Below are 25,848 nucleotides of genomic sequence, written 5' to 3'. Positions count from 1 at the left end.
TCACCGCCGGTTTTTTTATCTACCACTGAATGACGTCAGATAATGTCATCCATGGACTTGAGCGGGTAGTGAGCCGGGTACGGCAGACGCGCCACACCGGAATCCACCGCTGCACGGGCAACAGCCGCAGGCACCACTTCAAGCAGACGAACATCCATCGGCTTAGGAATGATGTACTCCTTACCGAATTCGAAGTTATCCACTCCGTAGGCTTCACAGATTTCCTGAGGAACAGGCTCTTTGGCAAGCTCACGGATAGCGTGAACAGCCGCCACCTTCATTTCCTCGTTGATGGCAGTAGCACGAACATCCAGCGCACCGCGGAAGATGAACGGGAAGCCCAGCACATTGTTAACCTGGTTCGGATAGTCGGAGCGACCGGTAGCCATGATAAGGTCATCACGAGCTGCCAGAGCAACCTCCGGACTGATTTCCGGATCCGGGTTGGAACATGCGAACACAATCGGGTTCGGAGCCATTTTCTTGAGCTGTTCTCCGCTCAGAAGGTCCGGACCTGACAGCCCAACGAACACGTCGGCACCGTCGATAGCGTCATCCAGAGTACGCTTATCCGTCTCGTTGGCGAACATAGCTTTGTACTGGTTAAGGTCATCACGACCAGAGTGGATCACACCCTTGCGGTCGAGCATGAAGATGTTCTCAGAGCGAATACCGCAGCTGATCAGCAGCTTCATACAAGCAACAGCAGCAGCACCGGCACCCAGGCACACCACAGTCGCTTCTTCAATCTTCTTACCCTGCAGCTCAAGGGCATTGATCATGCCAGCCGCAGTTACGATAGCGGTACCATGCTGGTCATCGTGGAAGACCGGCACGTTACATTTCTCGATCAACGCACGCTCGATCTCAAAGCATTCCGGGGCCTTGATGTCTTCGAGGTTGATACCACCGAAGGTATCAGCGATACGCTCGACCGTCTCAATAAACGCCTGCGGGCTTTCGGAATCGACTTCGATATCGAATACATCGATTCCGGCAAAGCGCTTGAACAGTACGCCCTTGCCTTCCATTACCGGCTTACTAGCCAGCGGACCCAGGTTGCCCAGACCAAGAATCGCAGAACCATCAGAGATAACAGCCACCAGGTTACCCTTGGCGGTGTATTTGTATGCATTCTCCGGGTCCTTTGCGATCTCGCGGACCGGCTCGGCAACCCCGGGGCTATACGCCAGGGAAAGGTCGCGGGAGGTCAGGGTCGGTTTGGTGATCTCGACGCTAACCTTACCAGGCCGCGGCTTGGCGTGATATTCAAGGGCTGCTTCTTTCAGATCTTGAGACATTGCCACTGTTCCGTTTTTCACGTTTAAAGTTATCCCCACCAGGCGCTCTGCCCGGCGGAGCGCGCCATTATGGCTCGCCAGACCTTAAACGACAAGTGGCCGTCGTGCATTTTTCGTACAGTCAATAGGGCAAATTGCGTATACAGCCACCCCATACCCTTTAATTCAGGCATAAAAAAAGCGCCCGAAGGCGCTTTTTTTTCGGAGACGAAAGACCGATCAGTCTCTCTTGCCACCGATACGACCACCGAACCGCTTGTTGAAGCGGTCGATACGACCACCGGTGTCCATAACCTTCTGCTTGCCAGTGTAGAACGGGTGGCACTGGGAGCATACGTCCAGCTGCAGATCGTGACCGATGGTAGAACGAGTCTTGATAACATTACCGCAGGAGCAGGTAGCGGTGATGTCTTCGTACTTAGGGTGAATACCTTCTTTCATGGCGAACCTCTGTAGGTCATGCCGCTACCCGATCACAAAGCCTGAAAATCGGCCCAGGTGTCAGGCACCGCATGTTTGAATCCATTAAAAAGACGGGGCACAATCATGCCCTGTCAAAATCAGACCGCGAATCTTACTTGCTATTTCCCCGGCAGGCAAGCATCCCAGGTACGAGCAAGCACGCCAATCAGCCGCTCCGGCAGCTCAGCCGGCACATACAGGATAAGCAAATACCGTGACCTCCAGAAAACAGCGGATCAGCAAGTGGTAAAAACAGCCCGGATAGCCCTAAACCGGCCATTGCGTCGCCTGTTCGACTACCGCATTCCGGATGGCATGAAGCTACACCCCGGCCAGAGAGTACGTATTCCTTTCGGTCGCCAACAAGCCATCGGCCTGGTCACAGACACGAACTCTACTCCCGTGCCTGGCATAACTCTCAAACCCGTCTCATCCGCACTGGAAGAGTGGCCGGCACTCCCGGAGGAAACCTTCAAGTTACTGAGCTGGGCAAGTTCCTACTACCAGCATCCCCTGGGAGAGTGCCTGTTCACAGCACTCCCCCCCGCCCTCCGACGCGGGCGACCAGCCCATGAAAAACACGAACAGTGGTGGAAGGCCGCCGGGGACGCCAGTCAGATTCCGGCAAACGCAAAAAAACAGCAGGCGCTGCATGACTGGCTGTCTGGGGAAGACAACGGAGCGCCTACCTCCAATATCCTGAACAAAGGGTTCAGCCGCGCACAACTGAAATCACTCACGGAAAGAGGACTGGTGCTCGAATGCGCACCACCGGAACAAACAACAACCGGCCAGGACCATTCAGAACACGGGGCCCCGAAGCTATCCTCTGCCCAAGCCCGCGCCGCGTCGGAATTACCGCTACCCGAAGACGGTTTCAGCGCGTCACTTTTATATGGCATCACCGGCAGCGGAAAGACCGAGCTATACCTTTATTACCTGAAACAAAACCTTGCCCCCCAAAAGCAGGCACTGGTTCTCGTACCCGAAATCAACCTCACGCCACAAACGGTTGCCCGATTCAGGCGCTATTTTGGTAGTCGGGTCGTTGTCTGGCATTCAGCCCTGAACGATGGTGAACGGTTATCCACGTGGCTACGTATCCGCAATGGCGACCCCATCATATTGATTGGAACACGGTCCTCTGTACTGCTGCCCTTTACGGGCTTACAGACCATAATCGTCGATGAGGAACATGACAGCTCCTACAAGCAAGGTGAGGGTTTCCGCTACTCCGGACGTGACCTGGCCGTCTATCGCGCGCACCTGAACCACTGCCCGGTCATTCTGGGCTCTGCCACCCCCTCTCTGGAGTCCTACCAGAACGCCAGTCAGGGCAAATACAACCTGATCAAACTTGAACAACGCGCCGGCAAGGCCACATCACCCACGGTATCGCTACTCGACATCCGAAGCCGCCCTCTGGAAGGCGGACTCTCTCGCCCGGCATTAGATAGCATAAAGCAGACCCTCCAGAACGGAGAGCAGGCACTGGTTTTCGTTAACCGACGCGGCTTTGCACCGGTCATGATGTGCTTCGATTGCGGGCACACTCTGGAATGCCCAAGGTGCGACTCCCGATTAACCTACCATCGACGGGACCGGGCGATGCGCTGCCATCACTGCGATTACCAGACAGCAGCAACAGATCACTGCCCCGAATGCCACAGCGATGCTTTCAAACCCGTGGGACAAGGTACGGAGCGAACAGAAGAGGTACTCTCAGCTACTTTCACTGACACACCCGTCGTCCGGGTGGATCGTGACAGCACCCAGCGCAAGGGAAGCATCCAGAAAATTCTCGACCAGGTAAACTCCGGCACGCCCTGCGTACTGGTAGGCACCCAAATGCTGGCAAAGGGGCACGATTTCCCGAATGTCACCCTCGTCGTCGTGGTAAACGCCGACGGCGGTTTGTTCAGCGTCGACTTCCGCGCACCGGAACAGTTGGTCCAGACCGTGCTGCAGGTGAGCGGCCGGGCCGGCCGGGGTGAGAAGGCAGGACAAGTCATTATTCAGACCTGCCATAGTGATCACCCGCTACTCAAAGCACTCTGCCACGGAAAGTACCTGGAACTTGCTGACCAACTGCTTAACGAACGCAGAGCCGGACAGTTCCCCCCCTTCCGATCCATGACCATATTCCGGGCCGAAGCTTCAACCATGGAAAAGAGCTTACAGGCGCTCGACACAATCAAAGCCATGACCCAGGTTCCGGGCATCGAAACCTGGGGCCCACTACCAGCCCTGATCGCCCGCCGCGCAGAGAAACACCGTGCACAGCTGATCCTGAACGCCAACAACAGAAAGCTTTTAAATGCTCTTTTGTCAAAAATCTGTAACGAGCTTGACCAGAAAAAATGGCCCTCAGACCTCAGATGGATGATTGATGTTGACCCACAGGAAACAGGCTAATCCAACAGAATCATAAATTTAACAGTTTTTCACATTCCTGACCTCTTGCTCCATTTTGTCTTCATATTCCTGTGCTAAGATCCTGACTAAATATTAATTAAAACAAACATGCAAAAGTCATATAAGCGATTCTAGCGCTGTGAATCGTCTTTATGGATAGCGTCAATACCCAAATGGAAACCATGGAGATTGGAAATGTCAGGGAAATTCCTTGCGCGTACGACAGTCCTGTCGTTAGCTCTCGTTCTTGCTGCCTGTGGTGGTGATGAGAATTCGACCCCCATCATAAATGTCGGGTCAGGCACGTCTACGCCGACCAATACCAGCGATACTCCGGACTCTGCGGAGACTGACACTGGGGCCGACACTGGGACAGACACCGGCGGCGACACAGATACAGGGACCGATGAATCCCAAGTTGTCGCTTTGCTGGGCACAGGACAAGGAAACACATTCACTGAAGGGCAGCTTTTCGTAACACCACCCAGTATTGAAAGCGACGAAGCATACAGCTTCGAGCTAACAATCGCGGACCCTGACACCAACGAAGCACTGCTAAGGTCCGGCCAGAGCGTTTCCTTTGTTTCCCCATGCATTGACGCTGGTATAGCCAGCATTTCAGGGCCAACATCCCCGGAATCCGGGATTATGAAACTAGAGTACACCTCTAGTGGGTGCTATGGCGAAGACAGGATTCACGCCTTCTTAGGCGATAGTTCTACTCCTGCGGCATCTGGCACGATAGCAATAGAGGAGCCAGAAACGCTGCAACTCGCCCTGGCTGACTACGACCCGTCTACCGGTTCTATTACGCAAGTAGATGCCATTCAAGCGTCTTCAACAGAAATCGCTAACCATGGGCAAGCCAGGCTCACCGTGGGCATTGTCGATATCAACAACGGCAATGCACTGCAAAATGGCATGTCGTTCACGGTCAACTTTGAGTCATTCTGCGCCGACGGAGAAAACCTATCCGGATTTTCTAGCACTTCCGTCACCACGACGACAGGCATTGCAGAAACTATTTTCACTGCGGGCAACTGCTCCCAAAACCCACAAGTCATCACTGCGACACTGGCTGGCGAAGAGGGAACCGTTTCCCCGGCATCCGTATCGATCACGGTAGACGAAACACAGGCGTTCCAGCTCGTTGCTGCGCTGCCGGAACCAATGTCTATAGCTCCCTCATTCCTGTCCGGTGAGGACCGAGAAACCGTCTCTACGGTAAGTTTCACTCTAGAGGATCAGAACGGCGACCCACTCGCTTTTGAAGAGGTCACCTTCACAATCGATTCGGCGGGGACGGCTGAATTCGTAGAGCAAGGTACCGGTGCTATCGTCAACGAAACAACCGCCACTACGGATACCAATGGCGTTGCATCCGTAAGGGTTCGCGCCAAAGAAGGTGTAGACCACGAAGAGTTCAGAATCATCGCTTCCTATGATTCCCTCACAACCTACACCATGCCTATCGTCGTTAACTCCAAGCTACCATACGAGCCGCGCTTTTCACTCAGCACCGACAATTTTGCCCCCAACACCTGGAATATCAACGGTGTCCAGTCAAATCTAACGCTGTTCGTCGCAGACGTTAATGGGAACCGGGTTCGCGGCAATACTTATGTCAACTTCCAGATAGACCCAAGCCAAAACCACGGATCTATTGACCCTGACTGCGTCGTCGTTGACGGTCGATGCAACATCATCTGGGAAAGCCTGAACACCAACGAACCGTACGCAACGATCATCGCTTCTACGCACGGGCGCATTTCAGAAACTGAAATCGGGACAATCGAAACCTCGATTACCCTACTGATGTCTACTAACGAAAATGTATTCCTTGAGCTCACAAGGACAGGCGCTCCAAGCGCGGCCGGAACCGAGTTCTGTGCAACTGCATGGGTCCAACTTCCCGGCCAAGGAGCAACACGGTACACACCACCAGTCGGTACGGAAATTTCATTCAACGTCGAAACTGGAGAGTTTTACGAGGGTGCTGTCGAGAGCGAGATGATCGCATCAATGGGAGAACTTGTCCTGGATAGCGACGGCTACGAAGTCTGTACGACTGTTAAACCTGAAGTTGACGATACCGTTGTGCCAAATACCTACACAATCGACCTGTCAGCAACTGTTCAAACACCAGCTAATGGAGCATCCGAGACTCAGCTACTTTCAGAAAGCTGGACCGATTAAGCCAATAAGGTACAAGCTAGCGTTAGGAAAGCCCGGCTCCCAGAGCCGGGCTTTTGCGTACAACCGAACTTTCCGCGATAATACCCGCCTTCTATACTCAACGGGCGCCCGCCCAATCTCAACTTTCCAGTAAACCGAGTCATCTGACAGCATGAAAGAGACCGTTTCCGAGCTGCTCCAGTCTGCACTGGCCACGCTTCAGTCCGAAGGCACCCTGCCTGCCGACCAGACCTTTACGCCTCAGGTAGGTAACACCAAGGACAAGTCCCATGGTGATTACGCCTGCAACATCGCTCTCGTCGCGTCCAAGGCCGCCGGCTGCCCTCCGCGACAGTTGGCCGAAGCCCTGATTGAACGGTTGCCGGAAAGCCCAGCGGTTGAGAAAGTGGAGATTGCTGGCCCGGGCTTCATCAATTTCTTCATGAGCACGGCCAGCGCTTTCGGTATCGTCGATACCATCCTTAACGAAGGTGAGCAGTTCGGCCGAAACAACCAGGGCCAGAACCAGAAGGTGCAGGTGGAATTCGTATCCGCCAATCCTACCGGTCCCCTTCATGTCGGGCATGGCCGCGGCGCGGCTATCGGCGACTGCCTGTGCCGCCTGCTGGAAGCCAATGGTTACGACGTAACCCGTGAGTTCTACTACAACGACGCCGGTGCTCAGATCAACAACCTCGCCCTGTCTGTGCAGTCCCGGGCCAAAGGGCTGACACCGGATGACGAAAGCTGGCCTGCCGACGGCTATCGTGGCGACTACATCATCGATGTTGCCAAAGCCTACCTTGCGGGTGAAACAGTCACAGCGGATGACCGGGAAGTAACCGGCAAAGGCGATCCGGACAACAGCGATGCCATTCGCGAGTTTGCGGTAGCTTACCTGCGCCGGGAGCAGGACCTGGATCTGAAGGCTTTCGGAGTGCAGTTTGACGTTTACTTCCTCGAGTCCTCGCTCTACGAAGACGGCAAAGTGGAAGCAACCGTTAACCGCCTCAGAGAAAATGGCTACACCTACGAGCAGGATGGCGCCATGTGGCTGAAAACCACAGAATTTGGCGACGACAAAGATCGGGTAATGCGCAAAAAAGATGGCGGTTACACCTACTTCCTGCCAGATGTGGCCTATCATCTGGATAAATGGCAGCGCGGCTTCACCACCGTCATCAACGAACAGGGTGCTGACCACCACTCCACCGTTACCCGGGTGCGCGCCGGCCTGCAAGCGCTTGACGCTGGCATCCCCAATGGATGGCCGGATTACGTACTGCACCAGATGGTGATGGTGACCCGCTCAGGCCAGGAAGTGAAAATTTCCAAGCGTGCGGGAAGCTACGTGACGGTTCGGGATCTGATTGACGAAGTTGGCCGCGACGCTACCCGGTTCTTCCTGGCAGCCCGCCGTGTCGATTCGCAGTTGACCTTCGATATCGACCTGGCCCGCTCTCAAACCAATGAAAACCCGGTCTATTACATTCAATATGCTCATGCCCGGATCTGTAGTGTGCTCCGAAAGCTCGCCGCAGAAGGCGAAGAGCGTGGGCTTAATGAGCGCCGTGGTGACCTGTCATCGCTGGTTCTGGATGAGGAGAAGGAGCTGGCCAATCAGCTGGCCAAGTATCCGGAGCTGATCGCTAATTCGGCGCAGCAGAGGGAACCTCACCACCTGACCCACTATCTGCGGGATCTGGCTGGACAGTTCCACACCTATTACAACGCTCACAAGGTACTGATCGAAGACCAGAACCTGCGCGATGCCCGGATCAGCCTGTATCTGGCTGTTCGACAGGTTATTGCCAACGGCCTGGATCTTCTGGGCGTCAGTGCTCCGGAAGAGATGTAAAACCGACCGATGTCCCGAGATTATGCCCGCAAGGACCGACAGGCAAAGCCTTCGGCAACACCGAGAAAGAAGCCGAGCAAGCCGGCGCGTGCCCAAAAACCCGCACGCGCCAAATCCTCTCCTTCAGCCCACCAGCAACAGGGAGGGCTATCATTGAAGTGGATTCTGTCGCTCGCCGCTGTGGGCGGATTTATCGGTTTTATTGTCTACCTCAACTCGTTGCCTGCAAGCACACCTCCCCGGGCTGCGCAAAAGGATACCGCGCCGGTAGCACAGGAAAAGGCGCCACCGAAAACAACGGCCAAGGCAGACGAAAAGAAGCAGGGATTCCGCTTCTACGAAATGCTCCCGCAGTCTGAAGTTGTACCGTCGGATGTCGAGGAATATACACCAGGCCCGGCAAAGCAGAGCTACAACTACCTGGTCCAGTCCGGCTCCTTCCGCAGCAAAGACGACGCCGAACGCCAGAGGGCGCAGATCGCTTTTCAGGGTCTACGTGCCAGCGTTCAACGTATCGATCTGGATAGCGGCTCTGTCTGGTACCGGGTAAATGTGGGCCCGTTCACTTCCCGTAGCCAGATGAACTCAGCGATCGACAAACTGGTGTCCATCAACATCCAGCCCCTGATCCGGAAAATTCCGAAAGAGGGCTAGTCGGTCCAACTCTGTACCGGCAGCCCCCACTTGAATTCTCCCGCACCGCCTCCATAAAACCCTGAATACCAATTTCAATCAGGCAATTGGAGCCCAAATGACTACCATACTTTCCGTTCGCCGCGATGACGAAGTTGCCATGGGTGGCGACGGTCAGGTTTCCCTTGGCAACACCGTGATGAAGGGTAATGCCCGCAAAGTCCGGCGCCTGTACAACGGCAAGGTAATCGCCGGCTTTGCCGGTGGCACTGCAGACGCATTCACCCTGTTTGAGCGGTTCGAGGCCCAACTTGAGAAACACCAGGGTAACCTGACCCGGGCCGCCGTCGAACTGGCTAAAGACTGGCGAACGGATAGAGCCCTCAGAAAACTCGAAGCGCTGCTGGCAGTCGCTGACAAGACGGCCTCCCTGATCATCACCGGCAATGGCGACGTCATTGAACCAGAACAAGGCCTTATCGCTATTGGCTCAGGCGGCCCATTCGCTCAGGCGTCGGCCCGGGCTCTCTTAGAGAACACGAGTCTTTCCGCCCATGAGATTGTCGAGAAGGGACTCGAAATCGCCGCAGATATCTGCATCTACACCAACCAGAACCGCACGCTTGAAGTGCTGCCAATCAACGAGTGATCCGGAGCAACCATGTCTGCAATGACTCCCCGTGAGATTGTCCACGAGCTCAACAAACACATCGTGGGACAGGAAGAAGCCAAGCGGGCGGTAGCGATCGCCCTCCGAAATCGCTGGCGCCGGATGCAACTGGACAGCGGCCTCCGTGACGAGATCACACCCAAGAACATTTTGATGATCGGCCCCACAGGCGTTGGTAAAACCGAGATCGCACGTCGCCTGGCCAAACTTGCTGACGCACCCTTCCTCAAGGTAGAAGCTACCAAGTTTACCGAGGTGGGCTACGTGGGCCGTGATGTGGAGTCCATCATCCGGGATCTGGCCGATATGGCCATCAAGATGCTCCGTGAAAAGGAAATGACGTTCCACGAAAACCGGGCCCTGGATGCTGCTGAGGAGCGCATTCTCGACGCTCTGCTGCCACCGGCCCGGGACTTCAACGAAGACAGCCAGCGCGGCCAGGATTCGTCTACCCGGCAGCTTTTCCGGAAGAAACTTCGGGAAGGCGAACTGGATGACAAGGAAATCGAGATTGACCTTCGTAGCAGCGCTGCCGGCGTGGAAATCATGGCGCCTCCCGGTATGGAAGAAATGACAAGCCAGCTGCAAAGCATGTTTTCCAACCTGTCATCCGACAAACGCAAAACCCGCAAGATGAAAGTGGCAGACGCGCTGAAGGTTGCAAAGGATGAGGAAGCTGCCAAGCTGGTCAACGAAGAGGAAATCAAGCAGAAGGCTATTCAGGCCGTTGAGCAAAATGGCATCGTGTTTATCGATGAGATCGACAAGGTCGCCAAACGCTCTGAAAATACTTCTTCGGACGTGTCACGGGAGGGCGTTCAGCGAGATCTGTTGCCTCTCATAGAAGGCAGCACCGTCAGCACCAAGTACGGCTCGATCCGCACCGATCACATCCTGTTTATTGCCTCTGGTGCCTTCCACCTGTCGAAGCCGTCAGACCTGATCCCTGAGCTTCAGGGCCGGCTGCCGATCCGGGTCGAATTGCAGGCTCTGAGCCCGGATGACTTCAAACGCATCCTGACTGAGCCGGATGCATCGCTGGTACAGCAGTACGAAGCCCTGATGGGCACTGAAGGGGTGAAGCTGACATTCGCCGATGATGCGATCGCCCGCCTTGCAGAAGTCGCGTGGAAGGTGAATGAAACCACCGAGAACATCGGTGCGCGCCGCCTGCACACCGTGCTGGAAAGGCTTCTGGAGCAATTGTCCTTCGATGCCGGTGACAAGGTTACCGAGGGATTTGAAGTGACCGCAGCCTATGTGAACGAAAAGCTTGGGGAACTCTCTGAAGACGAAGACCTGAGCCGCTATATCCTTTGATGTCTTCCGGCCAGGGCCACAGTGCGCCCTGGCCGCCAACCTCACTGCGAGCCCGAGCGTAAAAGCCAGGCGTTACTGAGCCTTACTGAACAGGCTGGTCACATTCTCCAGCCCGGAGGCCAACCGGCCTTTCTCCCCTGCTTTCTTTCGACCCTTCGCAACGTAGAGAGGCAGCATTTCGCCATAGAGGCTGGTACTGATTGTTCGCTGCTCATCTTCCAGGCGGTCACGCCGCAGCTTTATGCCGTATTTTTCCAACACCGGCTCCAACTGGTCCGCACGGGCAAGAAGGTCCCGACGGGTCATCTGGTAGGCATGCTCGCACACCATTCTGCGAGACTGGAAACTGAAGACGTTGGAGAAAAAGAGCTTGGCGTCATCCCTGGTTGGTTCGAACAGAAGAATGTCCTTGTCGGGATAATCCCTCGCATACTGGGCAATTCCGGACTGCATGCGGGAATAGACAATCGTTCGGAACATCTGAGACAGCAGGTTTGGCATGCCTGAACGGGTCAAATCTCCGGGCTTCATTGAACCTGCCCGCACCGCTGCACTGGCATCGATAGGAACCTGAGGGTTCACCGCAAACACCAGATCCGCCCCATCCTCAAAGGCCACTGACGCGTGAAGCCCCTTGCGCAAAGTGCCGTCTACGTAATACCGGCCGTCAATATCCACTGGAACGTACAACCCCGGCGAAGCGGTGCTTGCCTGAATTGCTTTGGAAATAGGGACATGATCAAACCCCGGAGCGCCGAAACAGGCTGCCTCGGTACTCTCGACATCCGCAGCGATGATGTAGAGGCTTCGTTTCAGCTGCCGGAAATCGTTGGTGCGACCCAGCATGGTGAAGGCACGCTTCAGATATTCGTGCAGGCCTTCGTTATCAAACAGACCTGCCGGAGCTGCCTGCGCCAGGATGGTCAGTGCTTCCAGGAGGCTCTGATCGTATGGGTTATTGATAAAACGCTGCAGTGCCGTGCCCATCAGGCCCGGAACCGCCAACAGGCGACTGCCGATTTCCTTGAGTGCCGGTCGGTAAAATACTTCGGGATGGAAAGGGTGAACTTCTGCCTCGTTGCGCACAAAAATCCGGCACAACTGAGCTGTTGTCATCTGATTGGCCAGGTTGGCGGCGACAAAAGAGCCGGCGTTCACGCCGACATAGACAGCAATGTCATTGAAATCGAGACCATCCAGAGCCTCATCAAGGGCTCTCAGCGCACCAATCTCATAAATACCACCCAGAGGTCCGCCGCCGCCCAGTGCGAGCCCGATACGCGGTGAAGATTTCAACTCACTTGGCGCCGTCATATCTGTTCCTTTTATCCACACTACCCGTCAATCCGGGCTTCCCGGACTTCCGCAAGGCGTTACATCCATCCCGACCAGAAACCAAGATAACAGGCCGTTCTAGAATACACACCCTATAATCCGTTACACAGACGCGGTCACTCAGGAAAGGGCCTGTTCGGCCAGGGCTGCAGGAGAGGACTTTCCAGGCCTCAGATAGCGCCCGAATCCGGCGTTACGTAATGCAAGATCAACACAACTTTTGATCACATGGGGCGAATCCAAAAGCAGCACGTCCTCCAACAACTGCATGGCCCACTCGCGGCTCACCGAACGAATCACCGACTTAACCTTGGGCAGGCTGGCAGCATTCATTGACAGTGAATCGTAGCCCATGGCCATCAGCAGCAGTGCACCACCCGGATCTCCAGCCAGTTCGCCACAGATCCCGACAGGTTTACCAACGGCATGGGCATCCTGTGCCACCCGAACCAAAGCCTGCAGCACCGCAGGATGATAGGAGTGATAAAGCTGCGCCACGCGGGGATTGTTTCGGTCCACCGCAAGCAGGTACTGGGTAAGATCGTTGGAGCCGACGGACAGGAAGTCGACGCGATCCGCAAGCTCGCGAATCTGATACACCGCAGCGGGAATCTCGACCATAACGCCCACTTTCGGCATATGGATATCGTAGCCTTCCTCCCTGACCTCATGGTAAACCCGGTAAATCAGGTGCAGCGACTCTTCAACCTCGGAAATATTGCTGATCATTGGCAGCATGATCTGCAGGTTATTCAGCCCTTCGCTGGCCTTGAGCATTGCCCTTACCTGCACCAGGAAAATTTCCGGGTGATCCAGGGTAACCCTGATGCCCCGCCAGCCCAGGAAAGGGTTTTCCTCGTGAATCGGGAAGTAGGTAAGCGACTTGTCCCCGCCCACGTCGAGGGACCGCATGGTGACAGGATTCGGCGCGAAGGCTTCCAACTGCTCCCGGTAATACTCCCGTTGCTCCTGCTCGGACGGGAAACGGTCCTTGATCATGAACGGCACTTCTGTCCGGTAAAGACCAATCCCTTCAGCACCATGGGACAATGAACGCACCACGTCTGTCATCAGGCCGGTATTCACCAGCAACGACACCCGGTGGCCATCAATGGTTTCGCACGGTTTGTCCCGCAGGGCTTCCAGGCCACGGACCAGTTCGTCCTCCTCGTCACAAATAGCCTGATAGAATGCCCTCAGATCGTCCGAAGGCGAGGCAAAGATCTGGCCCTCAAAACCATCAACGATCAGCTCCTTCCCGTCGAGTTGGTTGACTGGTATGTCCACCAGGCCCATAACGGTTGGCACGCCCATGGCTCGAGCCAGAATGGCAACGTGTGAGTTACTTGACCCTTTGACCGAGACCAGACCAACGAGCTGCCCCTTAGGGACTTCACCCAGCATTGCCGGGGTCAGCTCTTCACTGACCAGGACAGTCCGCTCCGGATACTCCAGGTGGCGCTGTTCACCTTCCTGCAAGTGGGACAGCAGGCGACGACCAAGATCCCGCACATCCACGGCACGTTCCTGGAGATAATGATCATCCATCATCTCGAAGTGGCGTACATACTGCTGCACAACCTGCTTCAAAGCGCCCTGAGCCCAGATACCCTCACGAATCTTGTTGGCAACTTCTCCGGGCAGAGCCTCATCGCCCAGCATACGGAGATACACGTCAAACAGGGCCTGCTCTTCCGGTCTGAGCTGGCTGGCCAGGCGCCGGGCCACACGTTCGATATCTTCCCGCACTGCCTGCACCGCATCCCGGAACAGTTCCAGTTCCAACTCTACATCTTCCGTAGGTTTTTCAGGAACAACGTCCAGATCGGCAGCCGGATAGACAACCACACTGTTTCCGATGGCTACACCCGGTGCTCCGGGCACACCGTTAAAGCTCACATCATGAGCTTCCTCACCAGTCAGCGACATGCCGCTGATTGCACCCGTGGCTTCGCTGTGGGCAATCACTCCGGCCAACTGGGCGGAAACCGTGACCAGAAACGCTTCTTCGCCCTCGTCAAAGCAACGGGAGCTTTCGCGTTGCTGCACGACAAGGACGCCAAGCACTCGGCGATGGTGAATAATGGGCACACCGAGAAAGGAGCGGAAACGCTCCTCGCCGGTTTCAGGGAAATAGCGATAACGAGGATGGGACGGGGCATCTTCGAGGTTGATGGGCTCTTCCCGTGAGCCCACCAGACCAACCAGGCCTTCGGAATACCCCAGAGTGACCTGCCCAACAGCCTTGCGGTAAAGGCCTTCAGTGGCCATCAACAGGTACCGGTTCGTGGCAGGGTCCAGCAGGTAGACAGAACACACTTCGGTTCCCATAGCCTTTTGCACCCGCGATACGATGATATCCAGCGCCTCCTGCAAATCGCGGGCACCGTTTACCTCTTGTACAAGACTTCGCAGAATGCTCAGCATGGCCATGGCCGGTTCAGTCCATCATTTCCTGGGATCCTTGATACGCCGGGGCTGCTCCCCTCTATGCCACTGTTCCATGTTATAGAACAGTCGCGGAGCCAGCTCTCTCAACGCTCGTCGATACACTTCTCGTTTAAATGAAACCACCTGCCCCAACGGATACCAGTAGCTAACCCACTGCCACCCATCGAACTCCGGTGAATCAGTGCCATCCACGCACACATGTGCGTCTGGCGATAACATCCTCAGCAGGAACCATTTCTGCTTTTGGCCCACACAAACAGGGTGGGAGTTATGGCGAACCATCCTCCTGGGAAGCCGGTAACGTAGCCAGCCCCGGGTACAACTGATGATTTCCACATCGTCGGCACCGAGACCTACTTCCTCCCCAAGCTCCCGGTATAGCGCTTCCTCAGGTGACTCGTTGTGCTTGATGCCACCTTGTGGAAATTGCCAGGAGTCCTGCCCTATTCGCCTTGCCCAGAGAACCTCTCCTCTGTGGTTGGCCAGAATGATTCCGACGTTGGGTCTGAAACCGTCTGAATCAATCACGGCACAGTCCTCTCAAAGGTCGGTCGACCAGTACAAAAATTCACCGGTCAGAATTGTCCAAGTTGCTATCATTCTTGCAGAAACCCAAGGGTTCGGCAAACGCAGCCTCGCTATACAGGTCGTGTTAGACTATGTTTCGCAACGCTAGCCCAGCGACCATCGGAGGAAACAGCTTGACGCTCGCAATATTTGATCTGGACAACACCCTGCTGGCAGGAGACAGCGATCACGCCTGGGGGGATTTTCTTGTCGAGGAAGGCATTGTGGATGCTGAAGAATACCGCAAGGCCAATGATCGTTTTTACCAGGAATACCTGAACGGCGAGCTGGACATCCTTCACTACCTCGGCTTTGCACTGCGCCCGCTGGCACAACACAGCATGGATGATTTATTGGCCTGGAGAGAGCGATTCATGGCCCATAAAGTTGAGCCAATGATGCAAAAGAAAGCATTTCAGTTGCTGGACAGCCACCGGGAACAGGGCCATACGCTGATGATCATCACAGCGACCAACCGCTTTGTCACCGAACCTATCGCCCAAGCACTCGGCATTGATCACCTGATTGCGACCGAGCCGGAAATCATAAACGGGCACTACACCGGGAAGGTGGCAGGCATTCCAAGCTTTCAGGATGGCAAGGTTACCCGACTGAACGAGTGGTTGGACGCCTACGGAGAGAATCTGGCCGGAGCCTGGTTCTATAGCGACTCCCACAATGACGTACCATTGCTGCAACAGGTAGAAAACCCGGTCGCCGTTGACCCGGACCCCAAGCTGGAAGCATTGGCCCGGGAAAACGACTGGAAGGTCATGTCGCTGAGGGACTGAGAAACTTTGCGCTGCAGGCCTGATGCCTGCAGCGTCAAAAAAAGCCTGTCAATGAACGCACGAAACAGGATTTGATGTAGTCCGTCTCGGGGATCCCCGGTATTGTCGGGTGATCCGGCGCCTGATGTCCCTGTTCCAGCAACTGAACAAAACGGTCGATCTTGCGGCCACTTCCCCGAATGATGTCCACCAGTTTTTCTTGAGACAGGTGCATCGAGCAGGAAGCAGAGACCAACAAGCCGTCCCTGTCCAGCAGCCTCAGCGCCAACTGGTTCAGTCGGGCATAAGCCTGCTCGCCAGCTTTCTGGTCGCGACGGCGGGGGATCAGCGCGGGCGGATCCAGCACAACGATGTCGTACTTTTCCTTCTCGTCACATAACGCCTTGAGGGCATCAAAGGCATCCCCTTCAAGGGTGTCGACATTGTCTAGGCCATTGAGCTTCGCATTATGATGGACTGCATCCATGGCGGATGAGGAGCTGTCCACACAAGTCACCTGCGAGGCGCCGGCACTGGCAGCCTGGATACCCCAACCACCCACATAGCTGAATACGTCAAGAACCCGCTTGCCAGGAGAATAGGCCTGGAGGCGCTGGCGATTCATCCGGTGATCATAGAACCACCCTGTCTTTTGACCTTCAGCCAGATCCACCTCAAAGCGAACACCGTTCTCTTCGACCTGGAGCACGGAAACCTCTGGGCCGTGGGCCTGTTCTACATAAGACTCCAGGCCCTCAACCCGACGCATCTTACCGTCGTTCTTGAGGACAACAGCCGATGGGTGCACCAGGCGCTGCACAGCGCGAACAATCGTATCTTTCAGCAGTTCCATCCCTGCCGTAGAAATCTGGACAACGACTGTGTCGCCGAAACGGTCAATCACCAGCCCCGACAGGCCATCGCTGTCACCAAATACCCAACGGTAAAAAGGCTTCGGAAAAAGCTTTTCCCGCAAGACCAACGCTGCTTCCAGCCTCTGTTCCAGGCGCTGGGGCGTCATCCCGTGACGAGGGTCCCGGCTAATCAGACGGCCACAGATCAGGGCGTGAGGGTTTACGAATACCGTGCCCAAAGGCTTGTCGTTGGACGCGCGCAACTCAGCCTGAGCACCAGCCTCAAAGTCCGTCAGAGGGGTGCGCCGGGTATCCACTTCGTTGCTGTACACCCAGAGATGGCCAGAACGAAGGCGGCGTTCTGCGCCTTTGCGCAGGTATAGCACAGGTAAATTCATATCGGATCCTGGTGAAACCATCATTCTTCGGCCGCAACATGCTCCGAATACGCTGTTGCATCCATCAAACCATCAAGCTCGCCCTTGTCCGCAAGCCGAACTTTGAACAACCAGCCATCACCATACGGATCCTCGTTCACCTTCTCCGGCTCATCTTCCAGCGACTCGTTCACTTCGATCACTTCACCGGTGACCGGACTGAAAACATCAGATGCTGATTTCACCGATTCCGCCACACCAGCTTCTTCACCGCCATTCACTGTCACTCCGAGATCAGGTACGCCGATATAAACGACGTCACCCAACTGCTCCTGGGCAAAATCGGTAATGCCAACCGTCGCCGTACCGTCATCGGCCACGCGGACCCACTGATGGGTTTCAATGTATTTAAGATCTGCGGGTATATCGCTCATGATCGGGTTCCCTGATTGGATTTTCGCGCAGTTTACCGCAACAGCCCCGCGCCAGCGAGGCCTTGAGTAACAGGTTCAGAAGGAACAGGAGAAATCAGTAGCCGGAACTGTTCTGATCCAGAGTGAATTCAAAGCGGTGGGCGCGGCGAACTTCAGTGTGAATCTCACCGCCAGGTCCCAGTTCAAACCACCGATACCCTGGCGGCAAAGGCTCCACAGAAAAATCGCTGGACCCTGCCGTGAACTGAATACAGGTGGATGGCGTCGCTAACAGCGATACCCCCCGCCGCTGTTGCTCGAGATCCTGGTGAATATGCCCCCACAACACAATTTTCACCTGCGGGTGCTGATCAATGACATGCCAGAACGCTTCCCGGTTTTGAAGACCGATTTTCTCCATCCAGTCGGAGCCAATATCCACCGGGTGATGGTGCAGTGACACAATGGTGGGAGTGCCTGGATGTTGAGAAAGACACCGCTCCAGAAAGTCCAGTTCGGACGGAGCCAGTTCCCCAAACACTTTCCCCGACACAGAAGAGTCCAACAGAACAAATTGCCAGCCACCCTGAACAATCTGGCGCTGGTCGGCCTGGAACCGGGTCGCTACACGGTGCAGTATGTCGGACCTATCGTGATTACCTGAAATCCAGGCAGACTGACAGCCGAATACCTGCAACTGCTCACCAAAGACGCGATAGGCCTCTTCGGATCCGTCCTGCGCAAGGTCTCCCGTAGCAAGAATCAGATCAGGCTGACCATGAACGTCCAGAACTTCAGAAATAACGGCAGAGAGACTGTCACGGGTATTTACCCCCAACAAGGCACCACCGGGGTCCGCCATCAAATGGGGGTCTGTCAGTTGCAATACGCGAAGGGGCCGGCTGTCTGCTTTTATAGTCATAATGCTCGCGGTCAATAAGTGCACTAGCTTCTGGTATATGACACAAGTGTACGCCGAGCGTTCACGGTTTGATCATCGATTAATGGAACAACCGTCACATTATTGCCAAGCTATGCTTTTTTATTTCACATTATGACAACTGCGGCACAGGGTCAGTCAACACCCTCGCCCGCCGACCAGGCAGCATGCTCCATCGGCAGGTGGCCGAAACGCAGGCAGTAATCCAGCCAGTCCGCCAGAAATCCATTCACCTGAACTTTCTCATCCGGATGGTGCATGAACCGATTGGGGTAATCATTGACCGGCGCGATCCGGCGATCCCGGTAACAACTGATCACTTCTGCCATGGCAGCGTCATGATAGACGCGGACGGTCATCTGCGGGTTGTTCAGCCACCGACCCGAGTTGTGAACCTGCTCCAACAGCAGAGTCTCCGTGAATCTGGCTTCCTGAATTACGGCAATGCGTACCCGGCCAAGGTACTGGTTCTCCCGGTGCAACTCGAATTCGCACACCGGCTTCCCATCGACTTCCAGTTGCCGCAGTTTGTTCAGCCTCTGGTAATTGCCATCACACAGAGCACCAAGCTGCCGCAGGTCGGGGACGTATCGCTTTGGTTTCATCACCCACTCAGTCATTGCTGTGCCTCGTTCCGTAGCCTCGAACGATTCAGTTCGAGCCATTGCAAGGCAATAATAGCGGCGGCATTGTTGATCCGGCCATCACGGATCATGGCTATAGCATGTTCAGCATTGACCACATGGGCCCGGATGTCTTCGTGCTCATGCTCGATACCGAACAGTCCGCCGGCTGATTCGGTACTGACTGCACCATAGAACAGGTGAATGAGCTCCGTCGTCCCTCCGGGTGAAACCAGGTAGTCACAGATCTTTTCCAGCCTGGCAAAGCTCAAACCCGCCTCTTCCTGACCTTCACGCCGGGCGACGTCCTCCGGCGACTCGCCGTCTTCGTTCATCCCCGCCACAAGTTCTAACAGCCATGGCGACTGCGAACGCCCCAGGGCCCCGAGGCGAAACTGCTCCAGGAGCACGACCTCATCACGAACCGGGTCGTAAGGCAGCACGCAGGTAGCATCGCCACGGATAAACAGTTCGCGGGTAAATACTGGCATGGTGTCGCCATCAAAACGCGGATGAGTCAACCAGAGCTTATCCATGCGGAAGAAGCCCTGGAAGACGGTTTCACGCTTTTCGATGGTGACATCGCTGGCGTTGAACTGGAACGGCTCGGTCATCATTCATCCCGATGTGTAATCAGCTTTGAACGATAGCCGGTAGCCGGGTGTATCTGCAAGCCATCAGACCTTATCGTATAGCTTACTCCCCGACTCCACGAACTCCCGGGACTTCTCCTGCATCCCCGCATCAATAGCCTTCACTTCATCCAGGCCATTCTCCGCCGCATAATCCCTTACTTCCTGAGAAATTTTCATGGAGCAGAATTTTGGCCCGCACATGGAACAGAAATGAGCCACCTTGGCGGATTCCTTCGGCAGGGTTTCATCATGGAAGGCCCGCGCGGTATCCGGATCAAGACCGAGGTTGAACTGGTCTTCCCAGCGGAATTCAAAGCGCGCCTTGGACAACGCATTATCCCGTACCTGAGCCCCCGGATGCCCTTTAGCCAGATCAGCAGCATGGGCGGCTATTTTGTAGGTGATAATGCCTGTCTTGACGTCATCCTTGTTCGGCAACCCGAGATGCTCTTTCGGGGTGACGTAACAAAGCATCGCGCAGCCATACCAGCCGATCATTGCAGCACCGATACCCGACGTAATGTGATCGTACCCTGGTGCGATGTCGGTAATCAGTGGCCCGAGAGTATAGAACGGAGCTTCATCACAGCACTCAAGCTGTTTATCCATGTTTTCCTTGATCAGGTGCATCGGCACATGGCCCGGACCTTCAATCATCACCTGAACATCATGCTTCCAGGCAATTTTGGTGAGCTCTCCCAGAGTCTCCAGTTCGCCGAACTGCGCCGCATCATTGGCATCAGCAATTGACCCCGGTCGCAGACCATCGCCGAGGCTGAAAGACACATCGTAGGCCTTCATGATTTCGCAGATGTCTTCGAAGTGTTCGTACAGGAAACTTTCCTTGTGATGGGCCAGACACCACTTCGCCATGATGGAACCACCCCGTGATACGATTCCCGTGGTGCGGCTGGCCGTCAGAGGTACGTGATGGAGGCGTACCCCCGCATGAATGGTGAAGTAGTCGACGCCTTGCTCGGCCTGCTCGATGAGTGTGTCCCGGAAAATTTCCCAGGTCAGGTCTTCAGCGACTCCGCCCACTTTTTCCAGCGCCTGATAGATGGGCACCGTGCCAATGGGGACCGGCGAATTCCGGATGATCCACTCCCGGGTTTCATGGATGTTCTTGCCGGTAGACAGGTCCATGATGGTATCGGCACCCCAACGGATACCCCAGGTCAGCTTCTCCACTTCTTCTTCAATCGACGAGCTGACAGCAGAGTTACCGATGTTACCGTTGATCTTAACCAGGAAGTTCCGGCCAATAATCATAGGTTCGGATTCGGGGTGGTTGATATTGGAGGGAATGATGGCGCGGCCTCGGGCCACTTCGTCACGCACGAATTCGGGGGTAATCTCGTCCGGAAGACTTGCTCCAAAGGACTGACCAGCATGCTGTTCCTTGAGCAACCCCCGCTCCCGGGCCTCCTGCAGTTTCAGGTTTTCCCGGATTGCGATGTACTCCATTTCCGGAGTGATAATCCCCTTGCGTGCGTAGTGCATCTGGCTGACATTCTGACCCGCCATGGCTTTCAGCGGTTTTCGCTCATCCATAAACCTCAATGGATCCAGCAGAGGATCATTCATCCGGCGGCGGGTAAATTCCGATGTGTAGCCTTCCAGCTGCTCCACATCCCCCCGTTCTGCAATCCAGGCTGCGCGGATCGGTTCAAGGCCTTTACGCAAATCGATGGCGGCTTCCGGATCGGTATAGGCACCGGATGTGTCATAAACCACCACGGCCGGATTCTTCTCTCCGCCCATTTCTGTCGGAGTATCACCCACAGAGATTTCTCGCATGGGTACGCGCAGATCGGGCCGACTGCCCTGCACATAGATTTTCCGGGATTTTGGAAGGGGTTGGACTGCAGCTGAGTCCACTTTGGCAGAGTCACTGAGGTAGGACGGCAATTCGCTCATCATTCGCTCCCGTATTTTGATTGTGTCGGGCCGCGTATGACGGAGCTGAGTGAGGCGGTTTCCAACTTTTCAGCCCGCCTGCATCCTTCGGAGGACAGGCAAGAGAGGGCTCGTATAAGTCAGGTGCACAGGCCGTTCAGCTTCATGGTCTCAATCCCTACGCCGGTATTATCCGGATCAGGTCGCGGGTTCTGCACTGCAATCTCAGCCGGTTTCCGAACATGCGAAAACCAGCACCCCGTCAAGACGCGATTCTGTATTGTTTGGCACCCATAATGGATGCCAAATGCAAGTGTAGAGCTGAGCAGGATTATTGTCCATAATGGCCAGCCATAGATTGCGGACCGAGCGCGACCCTATCGGCTGCCAAACCGGTGTATCAAGCGGGACGCTTAAGTGCATAGGTATTCAGGAGAAACAATGAAGAAACAACTGCTTTCCGGACTTGTTGGCCTCTTGGCGGCGCAGCCCGCCCTTTCCATGGATCTGGTAGAGACCTATGAGAAAGCACTTTCCTACGACTCCGGTATTGCCGCGGCCCGGGCCAGCTTTGAAGCCCAGCAGGCTGCCAGCGACGTCACCCAGAGTGCCCTGCTTCCCCAGATCGGCGCCTATGGCGAAGCCAATCACACCGACCTGGACGGGGATAATCAGGACGAAAGCTACAAGAGCCTTAACTATGGTGTTCAGCTTTCCCAGCCACTTTTCCGGGCTGATTCCTGGTTTGCCTACGACGCCAGCCAGTTCCAGACCGAATCGGCTCGAGCCCAATACAACCTTGCGCAACAACAACTGATCCTTGATGTTGCTAATGCCTACTTCGCGGTTCTCAGGGCACGGGATACGGTCACGACGGCCCTGGCGGCCGAAGCGGCCATTCAGCGCCAGTATGAACAGGCTCAGGAACGCTTTGATGTGGGCCTGATCGCCATCACCGAAGTCTATGAAGCCCGTGCCAGTTACGATGACACCCGCAGTCAGCGCATTGCCGCGGAAAACCAACTCAACGTAGCTCGTGAACAGCTGGCCCGACTGACCGGCGAATACAACGAAGATCTGGAAAACCTTCTCCAGACATTCCCGCTCGGACGGCCAGATCCCATGGACCCTTCCCAGTGGGAAACAACCGCCCTGGAGCAGAACTGGTCCATTCAATCTGCCATGTCTGATCTGAATGCCAGTGAGTCCAACCTGAAAGTGGCCAAATCCGGCCATTACCCGACCCTGGATCTCACCGCATCCTATGGCGACAGCAATATCGATGGCGGCTCACCGTCCCAGTTTGAAGGGACACAAGGCGTCATCGGCCTGACTCTTAACGTGCCCCTTTACTCGGGTGGCGGAACGCAAGCTGGCGTTAGACAACAACGTTCGCTTGTCACCGTTGCAGAGGAGAGCCTCAACACGGTGCGCCGGGACGTCAGGGTTAACACCAGAAGCCTGTTCCTCACGGTGAACAACAACATCGAAACCGCTTCAGCACTCGAACAGACCATCATTTCCCGTCGCAGCGCCCTGGATGCAACTCGTGCAGGCTATGAGGTGGGAACACGGAATATCGTGGAAGTGCTGGATGCCGAGAGGGCATACTACGTCGCACTGCTGGACTACTCCAACGCACGCTACGACTATGTAATCAACTCTCTGCAACTGAAGCAGTCAGCTGGCATTCTCAGCCCCCAGGACCTGATTGACCTGAACGGCTGGTTGAGCGAGACGGCTCCTGGCATTGAGGCCCTGGCCAACGAGAAGCAAACCCTGGACGATCCCGCCCAATAATCCTGCCGGTTAGTTTCGCTCAGATGGCGGGGAACGCTACCCCGCCATCACACCCTCGCAACGATGCCGTCCACCACCTTGTCCAGCGCGCCTCGGTTTCTTTCGACGACCGCCAACGCACGGGCACCGATAATCTGCCGTTCAGTTTCATCACTGAACAGGCGGATAATGTGGTCCGCCAGCTCATCAGAGTCTTTCACCAGTTTCACACCGGAATCATCCAGCAACCGCTGGTAGATCGTTTCAAAATTGAAGATGTGGGGGCCGGAGAACACAGGAATGCCCCAGGCTGCAGGTTCAAGGGGATTGTGTCCGCCACGCTCGATCAGCGATCCGCCAACAAAGGCCACGTCGCTGGCACCGTAGAACATCATCAACTCACCCATGGTATCGCCGAGGTAGACCTGCGCACCCTGGGGAGACGCACCCAACGAACGCCGGGCCAGCAATAGCCCCGCTTTCTCCACTTTTTCCGCAACCGGTTCAAAACGTTCAGGGTGTCGAGGAACGATAATGAGAAGGGTCCGGGGATGCACCGCCAGTATCCTTTCATGTGCAGCAATTAACTGGGCATCCTCACCACTGTGGGTACTACCCGCAATCCAAACCGGACGCCCGGCCAGAGCGGCTTTGAACGTCTCGGAGGCTAACCTGACAGCCTCGGGAATATCGACATCGAATTTGACGCTTCCCGTTACATCGACCTTATCCCCGGCGACACCTATTCTGCGCAACCTTTCGGCGTCTTTCTCCGCCTGGGCAGCCACCCAACTGATACTTTTCATGATAGGGGCCGCCAGCGATTTAACTCTTTCGTAACCACGGGCCGATCGTTCAGACATGCGGGCATTGATCAGGAAAACCGGCACACCCCGTGCCCGGGACTGGCGGATCATATTAGGCCAGATTTCGGTTTCCATGATCACGAGAATGCTGGGCCGGACCCTTGCAAGGAAGCGCCGGATCGACCCCGGAGTATCGTACGGCGCATAGGAATACCTGACTTGGTCGCCGAACATCTTTCTTGCCTGCGCCAGACCAGTATCCGTCATCGCAGTCATCAGAATCGTGATATCCGGGTTACGGGCGAGCAGGCGCCGGACCATGGGAGCCGCAGCGATGGTTTCCCCGACCGATACAGCATGAACCCAGACAACCGGACCGTCGGCCCGGGACACAATCCCCAACCGTTGCTGCCAGTTGCGACGGAGTTCCGGAGCGTTGCGGCCATTCCACCACAACCGCACAAGAATAAAGGGCAGAAGAAGCCGAATGAGTTGGGAATAGATAAATTGCAGCACACAGGACTCCAGGCAAACCAGTGCGTTATCATAGCGCACAACCCGTTGTTTTGCGTAAGACCAGGACCTTTTACAAGTGAAGAAAAAGTACCGCAAACTACCACGAAACACAGATTACTCGGCATACCGGCACCCGCGCTGGTGGCCGACGTGGGTGCTCATTGCTGTGATGTGGTGCGTCGCCCAGTTTCCGATTCGATTCCAGTGGTGGATGGGGAAAGTGGTCGGCCTGTTGGCACACCGGATCGCCGGAAGCCGGCGCAGGATTACCGAAACCAATATCCGTCTGTGTTTCCCGGAACTGCCTGCCGAGCAACAGGCGGCTCTCGTGCGCAATGCCTTTATCGCCAATGGCATCGGTATACTGGAGCTTGGCATCGCCTGGTTCCGGGACCCATCGAAACTGATGGGCATCACGGACATCCATGGTCTGGAGCACTTTGAACACGCACTCAGCCAGGGCAAAGGCGTATTACTCCTTGGTGGCCATTACAGCACACTGGATCTCGGCGGTAGTCTGGTCACACAGGTCATCCGTGCGGATGTCATGCAGAGGGATCACAATAATCCTCTTATGAATGCAGTCATGACACGGGCACGAGGTCGGCGTTATGGCACTGTACTAGGCGCCAAAGATCTCAGGGGCTTGTTCCGGAGCCTGAAAAGCAATCACGCCGTCTGGTATGCCACGGACCAGGACTACGGCCGTAAGGATATCGTTTTCGCCCCGTTTTTCGGCATCCCCACAGGCACCATTACTGCTACCTCCAGGATTGCCGAGCGCAGCGGTTGCCAGATTGTTCCTTTCAGTCATTTCCGACGGGAAGGCAAGCCCGGATATGATATTTACTTTCACCCGGCTCTGGAGAATTTCCCGAGCGGGGATGACCTTCAGGATGCAACCGCGATCAATAGCAAAATCGAGCAGGAAATCCGTCGGGCTCCGGATCAGTATCTCTGGATGCACAGGCGCTTCAAGACCCGCCCAGATCCTGAGGATCCGGGCTTCTACCAGCGCAAGTAACCCGACGTAACAAGGTCACCAATGG

Annotated in this window: 21 protein-coding genes and 1 riboswitch; of the genes, 9 read left to right on the top strand and 12 right to left on the bottom strand. The window is 55.6% G+C overall.

From position 1 onward, the window contains the following. Positions 1–35 precede the first annotated feature (35 nt). Together FWJ25_RS15980 and rpmE are read right to left on the bottom strand one after the other, a co-directional pair. Positions 36–1,301 (bottom strand): malic enzyme-like NAD(P)-binding protein, encoded by a 1,266-nt coding sequence (locus FWJ25_RS15980; RefSeq protein ID WP_149601265.1) that lies wholly within the window; start codon positions 1,299–1,301, stop codon positions 36–38. Positions 1,302–1,520: 219 nt separating this feature from the next. Further along, entirely contained in the window at positions 1,521–1,742 is a 222-nt protein-coding gene (rpmE, locus tag FWJ25_RS15975; RefSeq protein ID WP_149601264.1) for a 50S ribosomal protein L31, read from the bottom strand. A gap of 264 nt (positions 1,743–2,006) precedes the next feature. Here rpmE and FWJ25_RS15970 point away from each other — a divergent pair, with 264 nt between their 5' ends. The 6 genes from FWJ25_RS15970 to hslU all read left to right on the top strand — a co-directional run bounded on the left by FWJ25_RS15970 (position 2,007) and on the right by hslU (position 10,834). Further along, positions 2,007–4,178 (top strand): primosomal protein N', encoded by a 2,172-nt coding sequence (locus FWJ25_RS15970; protein ID WP_149601263.1) that lies wholly within the window; start codon positions 2,007–2,009, stop codon positions 4,176–4,178. Between the two features lie 195 nt (positions 4,179–4,373). Continuing rightward, positions 4,374–6,374, top strand: coding sequence for an Ig-like domain-containing protein (locus FWJ25_RS15965; RefSeq protein ID WP_149601262.1), 2,001 nt, complete (start codon positions 4,374–4,376; stop codon positions 6,372–6,374). A gap of 151 nt (positions 6,375–6,525) precedes the next feature. Next, positions 6,526–8,211 (top strand): arginine--tRNA ligase, encoded by a 1,686-nt coding sequence (gene argS / locus FWJ25_RS15960; RefSeq protein ID WP_149601261.1) that lies wholly within the window; start codon positions 6,526–6,528, stop codon positions 8,209–8,211. 9 nt (positions 8,212–8,220) lie between these two features. Continuing rightward, entirely contained in the window at positions 8,221–8,865 is a 645-nt protein-coding gene (locus FWJ25_RS15955; RefSeq protein ID WP_149601260.1) for an SPOR domain-containing protein, read from the top strand. A 97-nt stretch (positions 8,866–8,962) separates the two neighbouring features. Beyond that, on the top strand, positions 8,963–9,493 hold the full coding sequence (gene hslV / locus FWJ25_RS15950; protein ID WP_149601259.1) for an ATP-dependent protease subunit HslV: 531 nt from the start codon (positions 8,963–8,965) through the stop codon (positions 9,491–9,493). Positions 9,494–9,505: 12 nt separating this feature from the next. After that, positions 9,506–10,834, top strand: coding sequence for an ATP-dependent protease ATPase subunit HslU (gene hslU, locus FWJ25_RS15945; protein ID WP_149601258.1), 1,329 nt, complete (start codon positions 9,506–9,508; stop codon positions 10,832–10,834). A gap of 72 nt (positions 10,835–10,906) precedes the next feature. Here hslU and FWJ25_RS15940 read toward each other — a convergent pair whose 3' ends face one another. From FWJ25_RS15940 to FWJ25_RS15930, 3 genes are all read right to left on the bottom strand, one after another. After that, a complete protein-coding gene (locus FWJ25_RS15940; protein WP_149601257.1) occupies positions 10,907–12,148 on the bottom strand; it encodes a patatin-like phospholipase family protein in 1,242 nt (413 codons plus the stop codon). Positions 12,149–12,289: 141 nt separating this feature from the next. Continuing rightward, positions 12,290–14,596, bottom strand: a complete 2,307-nt coding sequence (gene ptsP / locus FWJ25_RS15935) for a phosphoenolpyruvate--protein phosphotransferase (protein ID WP_149601321.1) — start codon at positions 14,594–14,596, stop codon at positions 12,290–12,292. 21 nt (positions 14,597–14,617) lie between these two features. Then, positions 14,618–15,148 (bottom strand): RNA pyrophosphohydrolase, encoded by a 531-nt coding sequence (locus FWJ25_RS15930; protein ID WP_149601256.1) that lies wholly within the window; start codon positions 15,146–15,148, stop codon positions 14,618–14,620. A 173-nt stretch (positions 15,149–15,321) separates the two neighbouring features. On the opposite strand from FWJ25_RS15930, the gene FWJ25_RS15925 reads away from it, so the two are divergent. Next, positions 15,322–15,978, top strand: coding sequence for a histidinol-phosphatase (locus FWJ25_RS15925; RefSeq protein ID WP_149601255.1), 657 nt, complete (start codon positions 15,322–15,324; stop codon positions 15,976–15,978). A gap of 34 nt (positions 15,979–16,012) precedes the next feature. On the opposite strand, the gene FWJ25_RS15920 is transcribed toward FWJ25_RS15925, so the two are convergent. The 6 genes from FWJ25_RS15920 to thiC all read right to left on the bottom strand — a co-directional run bounded on the left by FWJ25_RS15920 (position 16,013) and on the right by thiC (position 21,719). Further along, positions 16,013–17,209: a class I SAM-dependent rRNA methyltransferase gene (locus FWJ25_RS15920; protein WP_149601254.1), complete on the bottom strand. Its 1,197-nt coding sequence runs from the start codon at positions 17,207–17,209 to the stop codon at positions 16,013–16,015. A 20-nt stretch (positions 17,210–17,229) separates the two neighbouring features. After that, complete coding sequence (gene gcvH, locus FWJ25_RS15915; protein ID WP_149601253.1) at positions 17,230–17,622, bottom strand: glycine cleavage system protein GcvH; 393 nt, start codon at positions 17,620–17,622, stop codon at positions 17,230–17,232. 94 nt (positions 17,623–17,716) lie between these two features. After that, the gene (cpdA, locus tag FWJ25_RS15910) at positions 17,717–18,523 is read right to left on the bottom strand and encodes a 3',5'-cyclic-AMP phosphodiesterase (RefSeq protein ID WP_149601252.1); all 807 of its coding nucleotides are present in this window, start codon (positions 18,521–18,523) and stop codon (positions 17,717–17,719) included. A 152-nt stretch (positions 18,524–18,675) separates the two neighbouring features. Beyond that, complete coding sequence (locus FWJ25_RS15905; RefSeq protein ID WP_149601251.1) at positions 18,676–19,161, bottom strand: DUF1249 domain-containing protein; 486 nt, start codon at positions 19,159–19,161, stop codon at positions 18,676–18,678. Beyond that, positions 19,158–19,778: an NUDIX domain-containing protein gene (locus FWJ25_RS15900; protein WP_149601250.1), complete on the bottom strand. Its 621-nt coding sequence runs from the start codon at positions 19,776–19,778 to the stop codon at positions 19,158–19,160. Before FWJ25_RS15900 ends, FWJ25_RS15905 begins: the two co-directional genes overlap by 4 nt. A gap of 63 nt (positions 19,779–19,841) precedes the next feature. Further along, the gene (gene thiC / locus FWJ25_RS15895) at positions 19,842–21,719 is read right to left on the bottom strand and encodes a phosphomethylpyrimidine synthase ThiC (protein ID WP_149601249.1); all 1,878 of its coding nucleotides are present in this window, start codon (positions 21,717–21,719) and stop codon (positions 19,842–19,844) included. A gap of 137 nt (positions 21,720–21,856) precedes the next feature. Further along, positions 21,857–21,970: riboswitch (TPP riboswitch) on the bottom strand. A gap of 169 nt (positions 21,971–22,139) precedes the next feature. Between thiC and FWJ25_RS15890 the strand changes: the two genes are divergently transcribed. After that, the gene (locus tag FWJ25_RS15890) at positions 22,140–23,498 is read left to right on the top strand and encodes a TolC family outer membrane protein (RefSeq protein ID WP_149601248.1); all 1,359 of its coding nucleotides are present in this window, start codon (positions 22,140–22,142) and stop codon (positions 23,496–23,498) included. A 47-nt stretch (positions 23,499–23,545) separates the two neighbouring features. Here FWJ25_RS15890 and waaA read toward each other — a convergent pair whose 3' ends face one another. Beyond that, a complete protein-coding gene (waaA, locus tag FWJ25_RS15885) occupies positions 23,546–24,799 on the bottom strand; it encodes a lipid IV(A) 3-deoxy-D-manno-octulosonic acid transferase (RefSeq protein ID WP_149601247.1) in 1,254 nt (417 codons plus the stop codon). 76 nt (positions 24,800–24,875) lie between these two features. Here waaA and lpxL point away from each other — a divergent pair, with 76 nt between their 5' ends. Further along, positions 24,876–25,823 carry an LpxL/LpxP family Kdo(2)-lipid IV(A) lauroyl/palmitoleoyl acyltransferase gene (gene lpxL, locus FWJ25_RS15880; protein ID WP_149601246.1) on the top strand — a complete coding sequence of 316 codons (948 nt, stop codon included), beginning with the start codon at positions 24,876–24,878 and terminating at the stop codon, positions 25,821–25,823. Positions 25,824–25,848: the final 25 nt, after the last annotated feature.

The organism is Marinobacter salinexigens (assembly GCF_008370345.1).
Lineage (GTDB): Bacteria > Pseudomonadota > Gammaproteobacteria > Pseudomonadales > Oleiphilaceae > Marinobacter > Marinobacter salinexigens.
The sequence above is the reverse complement of the archived record's forward strand: the minus strand, read 5'-3'. Positions and strand labels throughout refer to the sequence as shown.

Bases quoted from the DNA above. Each gene is read 5' to 3' on its own strand.
- FWJ25_RS15980 (WP_149601265.1), bottom strand. From the start codon at position 1,301: ATGTCTCAAGATCTGAAAGAAGCAGCCCTTGAATATCACGCCAAGCCG.
- rpmE (WP_149601264.1), bottom strand. From the start codon at position 1,742: ATGAAAGAAGGTATTCACCCTAAGTACGAAGACATCACCGCTACCTGC.
- FWJ25_RS15965 (WP_149601262.1), top strand. From the start codon at position 4,374: ATGTCAGGGAAATTCCTTGCGCGTACGACAGTCCTGTCGTTAGCTCTC.
- argS (WP_149601261.1), top strand. From the start codon at position 6,526: ATGAAAGAGACCGTTTCCGAGCTGCTCCAGTCTGCACTGGCCACGCTT.
- FWJ25_RS15955 (WP_149601260.1), top strand. From the start codon at position 8,221: ATGTCCCGAGATTATGCCCGCAAGGACCGACAGGCAAAGCCTTCGGCA.
- hslV (WP_149601259.1), top strand. From the start codon at position 8,963: ATGACTACCATACTTTCCGTTCGCCGCGATGACGAAGTTGCCATGGGT.
- hslU (WP_149601258.1), top strand. From the start codon at position 9,506: ATGTCTGCAATGACTCCCCGTGAGATTGTCCACGAGCTCAACAAACAC.
- FWJ25_RS15940 (WP_149601257.1), bottom strand. From the start codon at position 12,148: ATGACGGCGCCAAGTGAGTTGAAATCTTCACCGCGTATCGGGCTCGCA.
- ptsP (WP_149601321.1), bottom strand. From the start codon at position 14,596: ATGCTGAGCATTCTGCGAAGTCTTGTACAAGAGGTAAACGGTGCCCGC.
- FWJ25_RS15920 (WP_149601254.1), bottom strand. From the start codon at position 17,209: ATGAATTTACCTGTGCTATACCTGCGCAAAGGCGCAGAACGCCGCCTT.
- gcvH (WP_149601253.1), bottom strand. From the start codon at position 17,622: ATGAGCGATATACCCGCAGATCTTAAATACATTGAAACCCATCAGTGG.
- cpdA (WP_149601252.1), bottom strand. From the start codon at position 18,523: ATGACTATAAAAGCAGACAGCCGGCCCCTTCGCGTATTGCAACTGACA.
- FWJ25_RS15905 (WP_149601251.1), bottom strand. From the start codon at position 19,161: ATGACTGAGTGGGTGATGAAACCAAAGCGATACGTCCCCGACCTGCGG.
- FWJ25_RS15900 (WP_149601250.1), bottom strand. From the start codon at position 19,778: ATGACCGAGCCGTTCCAGTTCAACGCCAGCGATGTCACCATCGAAAAG.
- thiC (WP_149601249.1), bottom strand. From the start codon at position 21,719: ATGAGCGAATTGCCGTCCTACCTCAGTGACTCTGCCAAAGTGGACTCA.
- FWJ25_RS15890 (WP_149601248.1), top strand. From the start codon at position 22,140: ATGAAGAAACAACTGCTTTCCGGACTTGTTGGCCTCTTGGCGGCGCAG.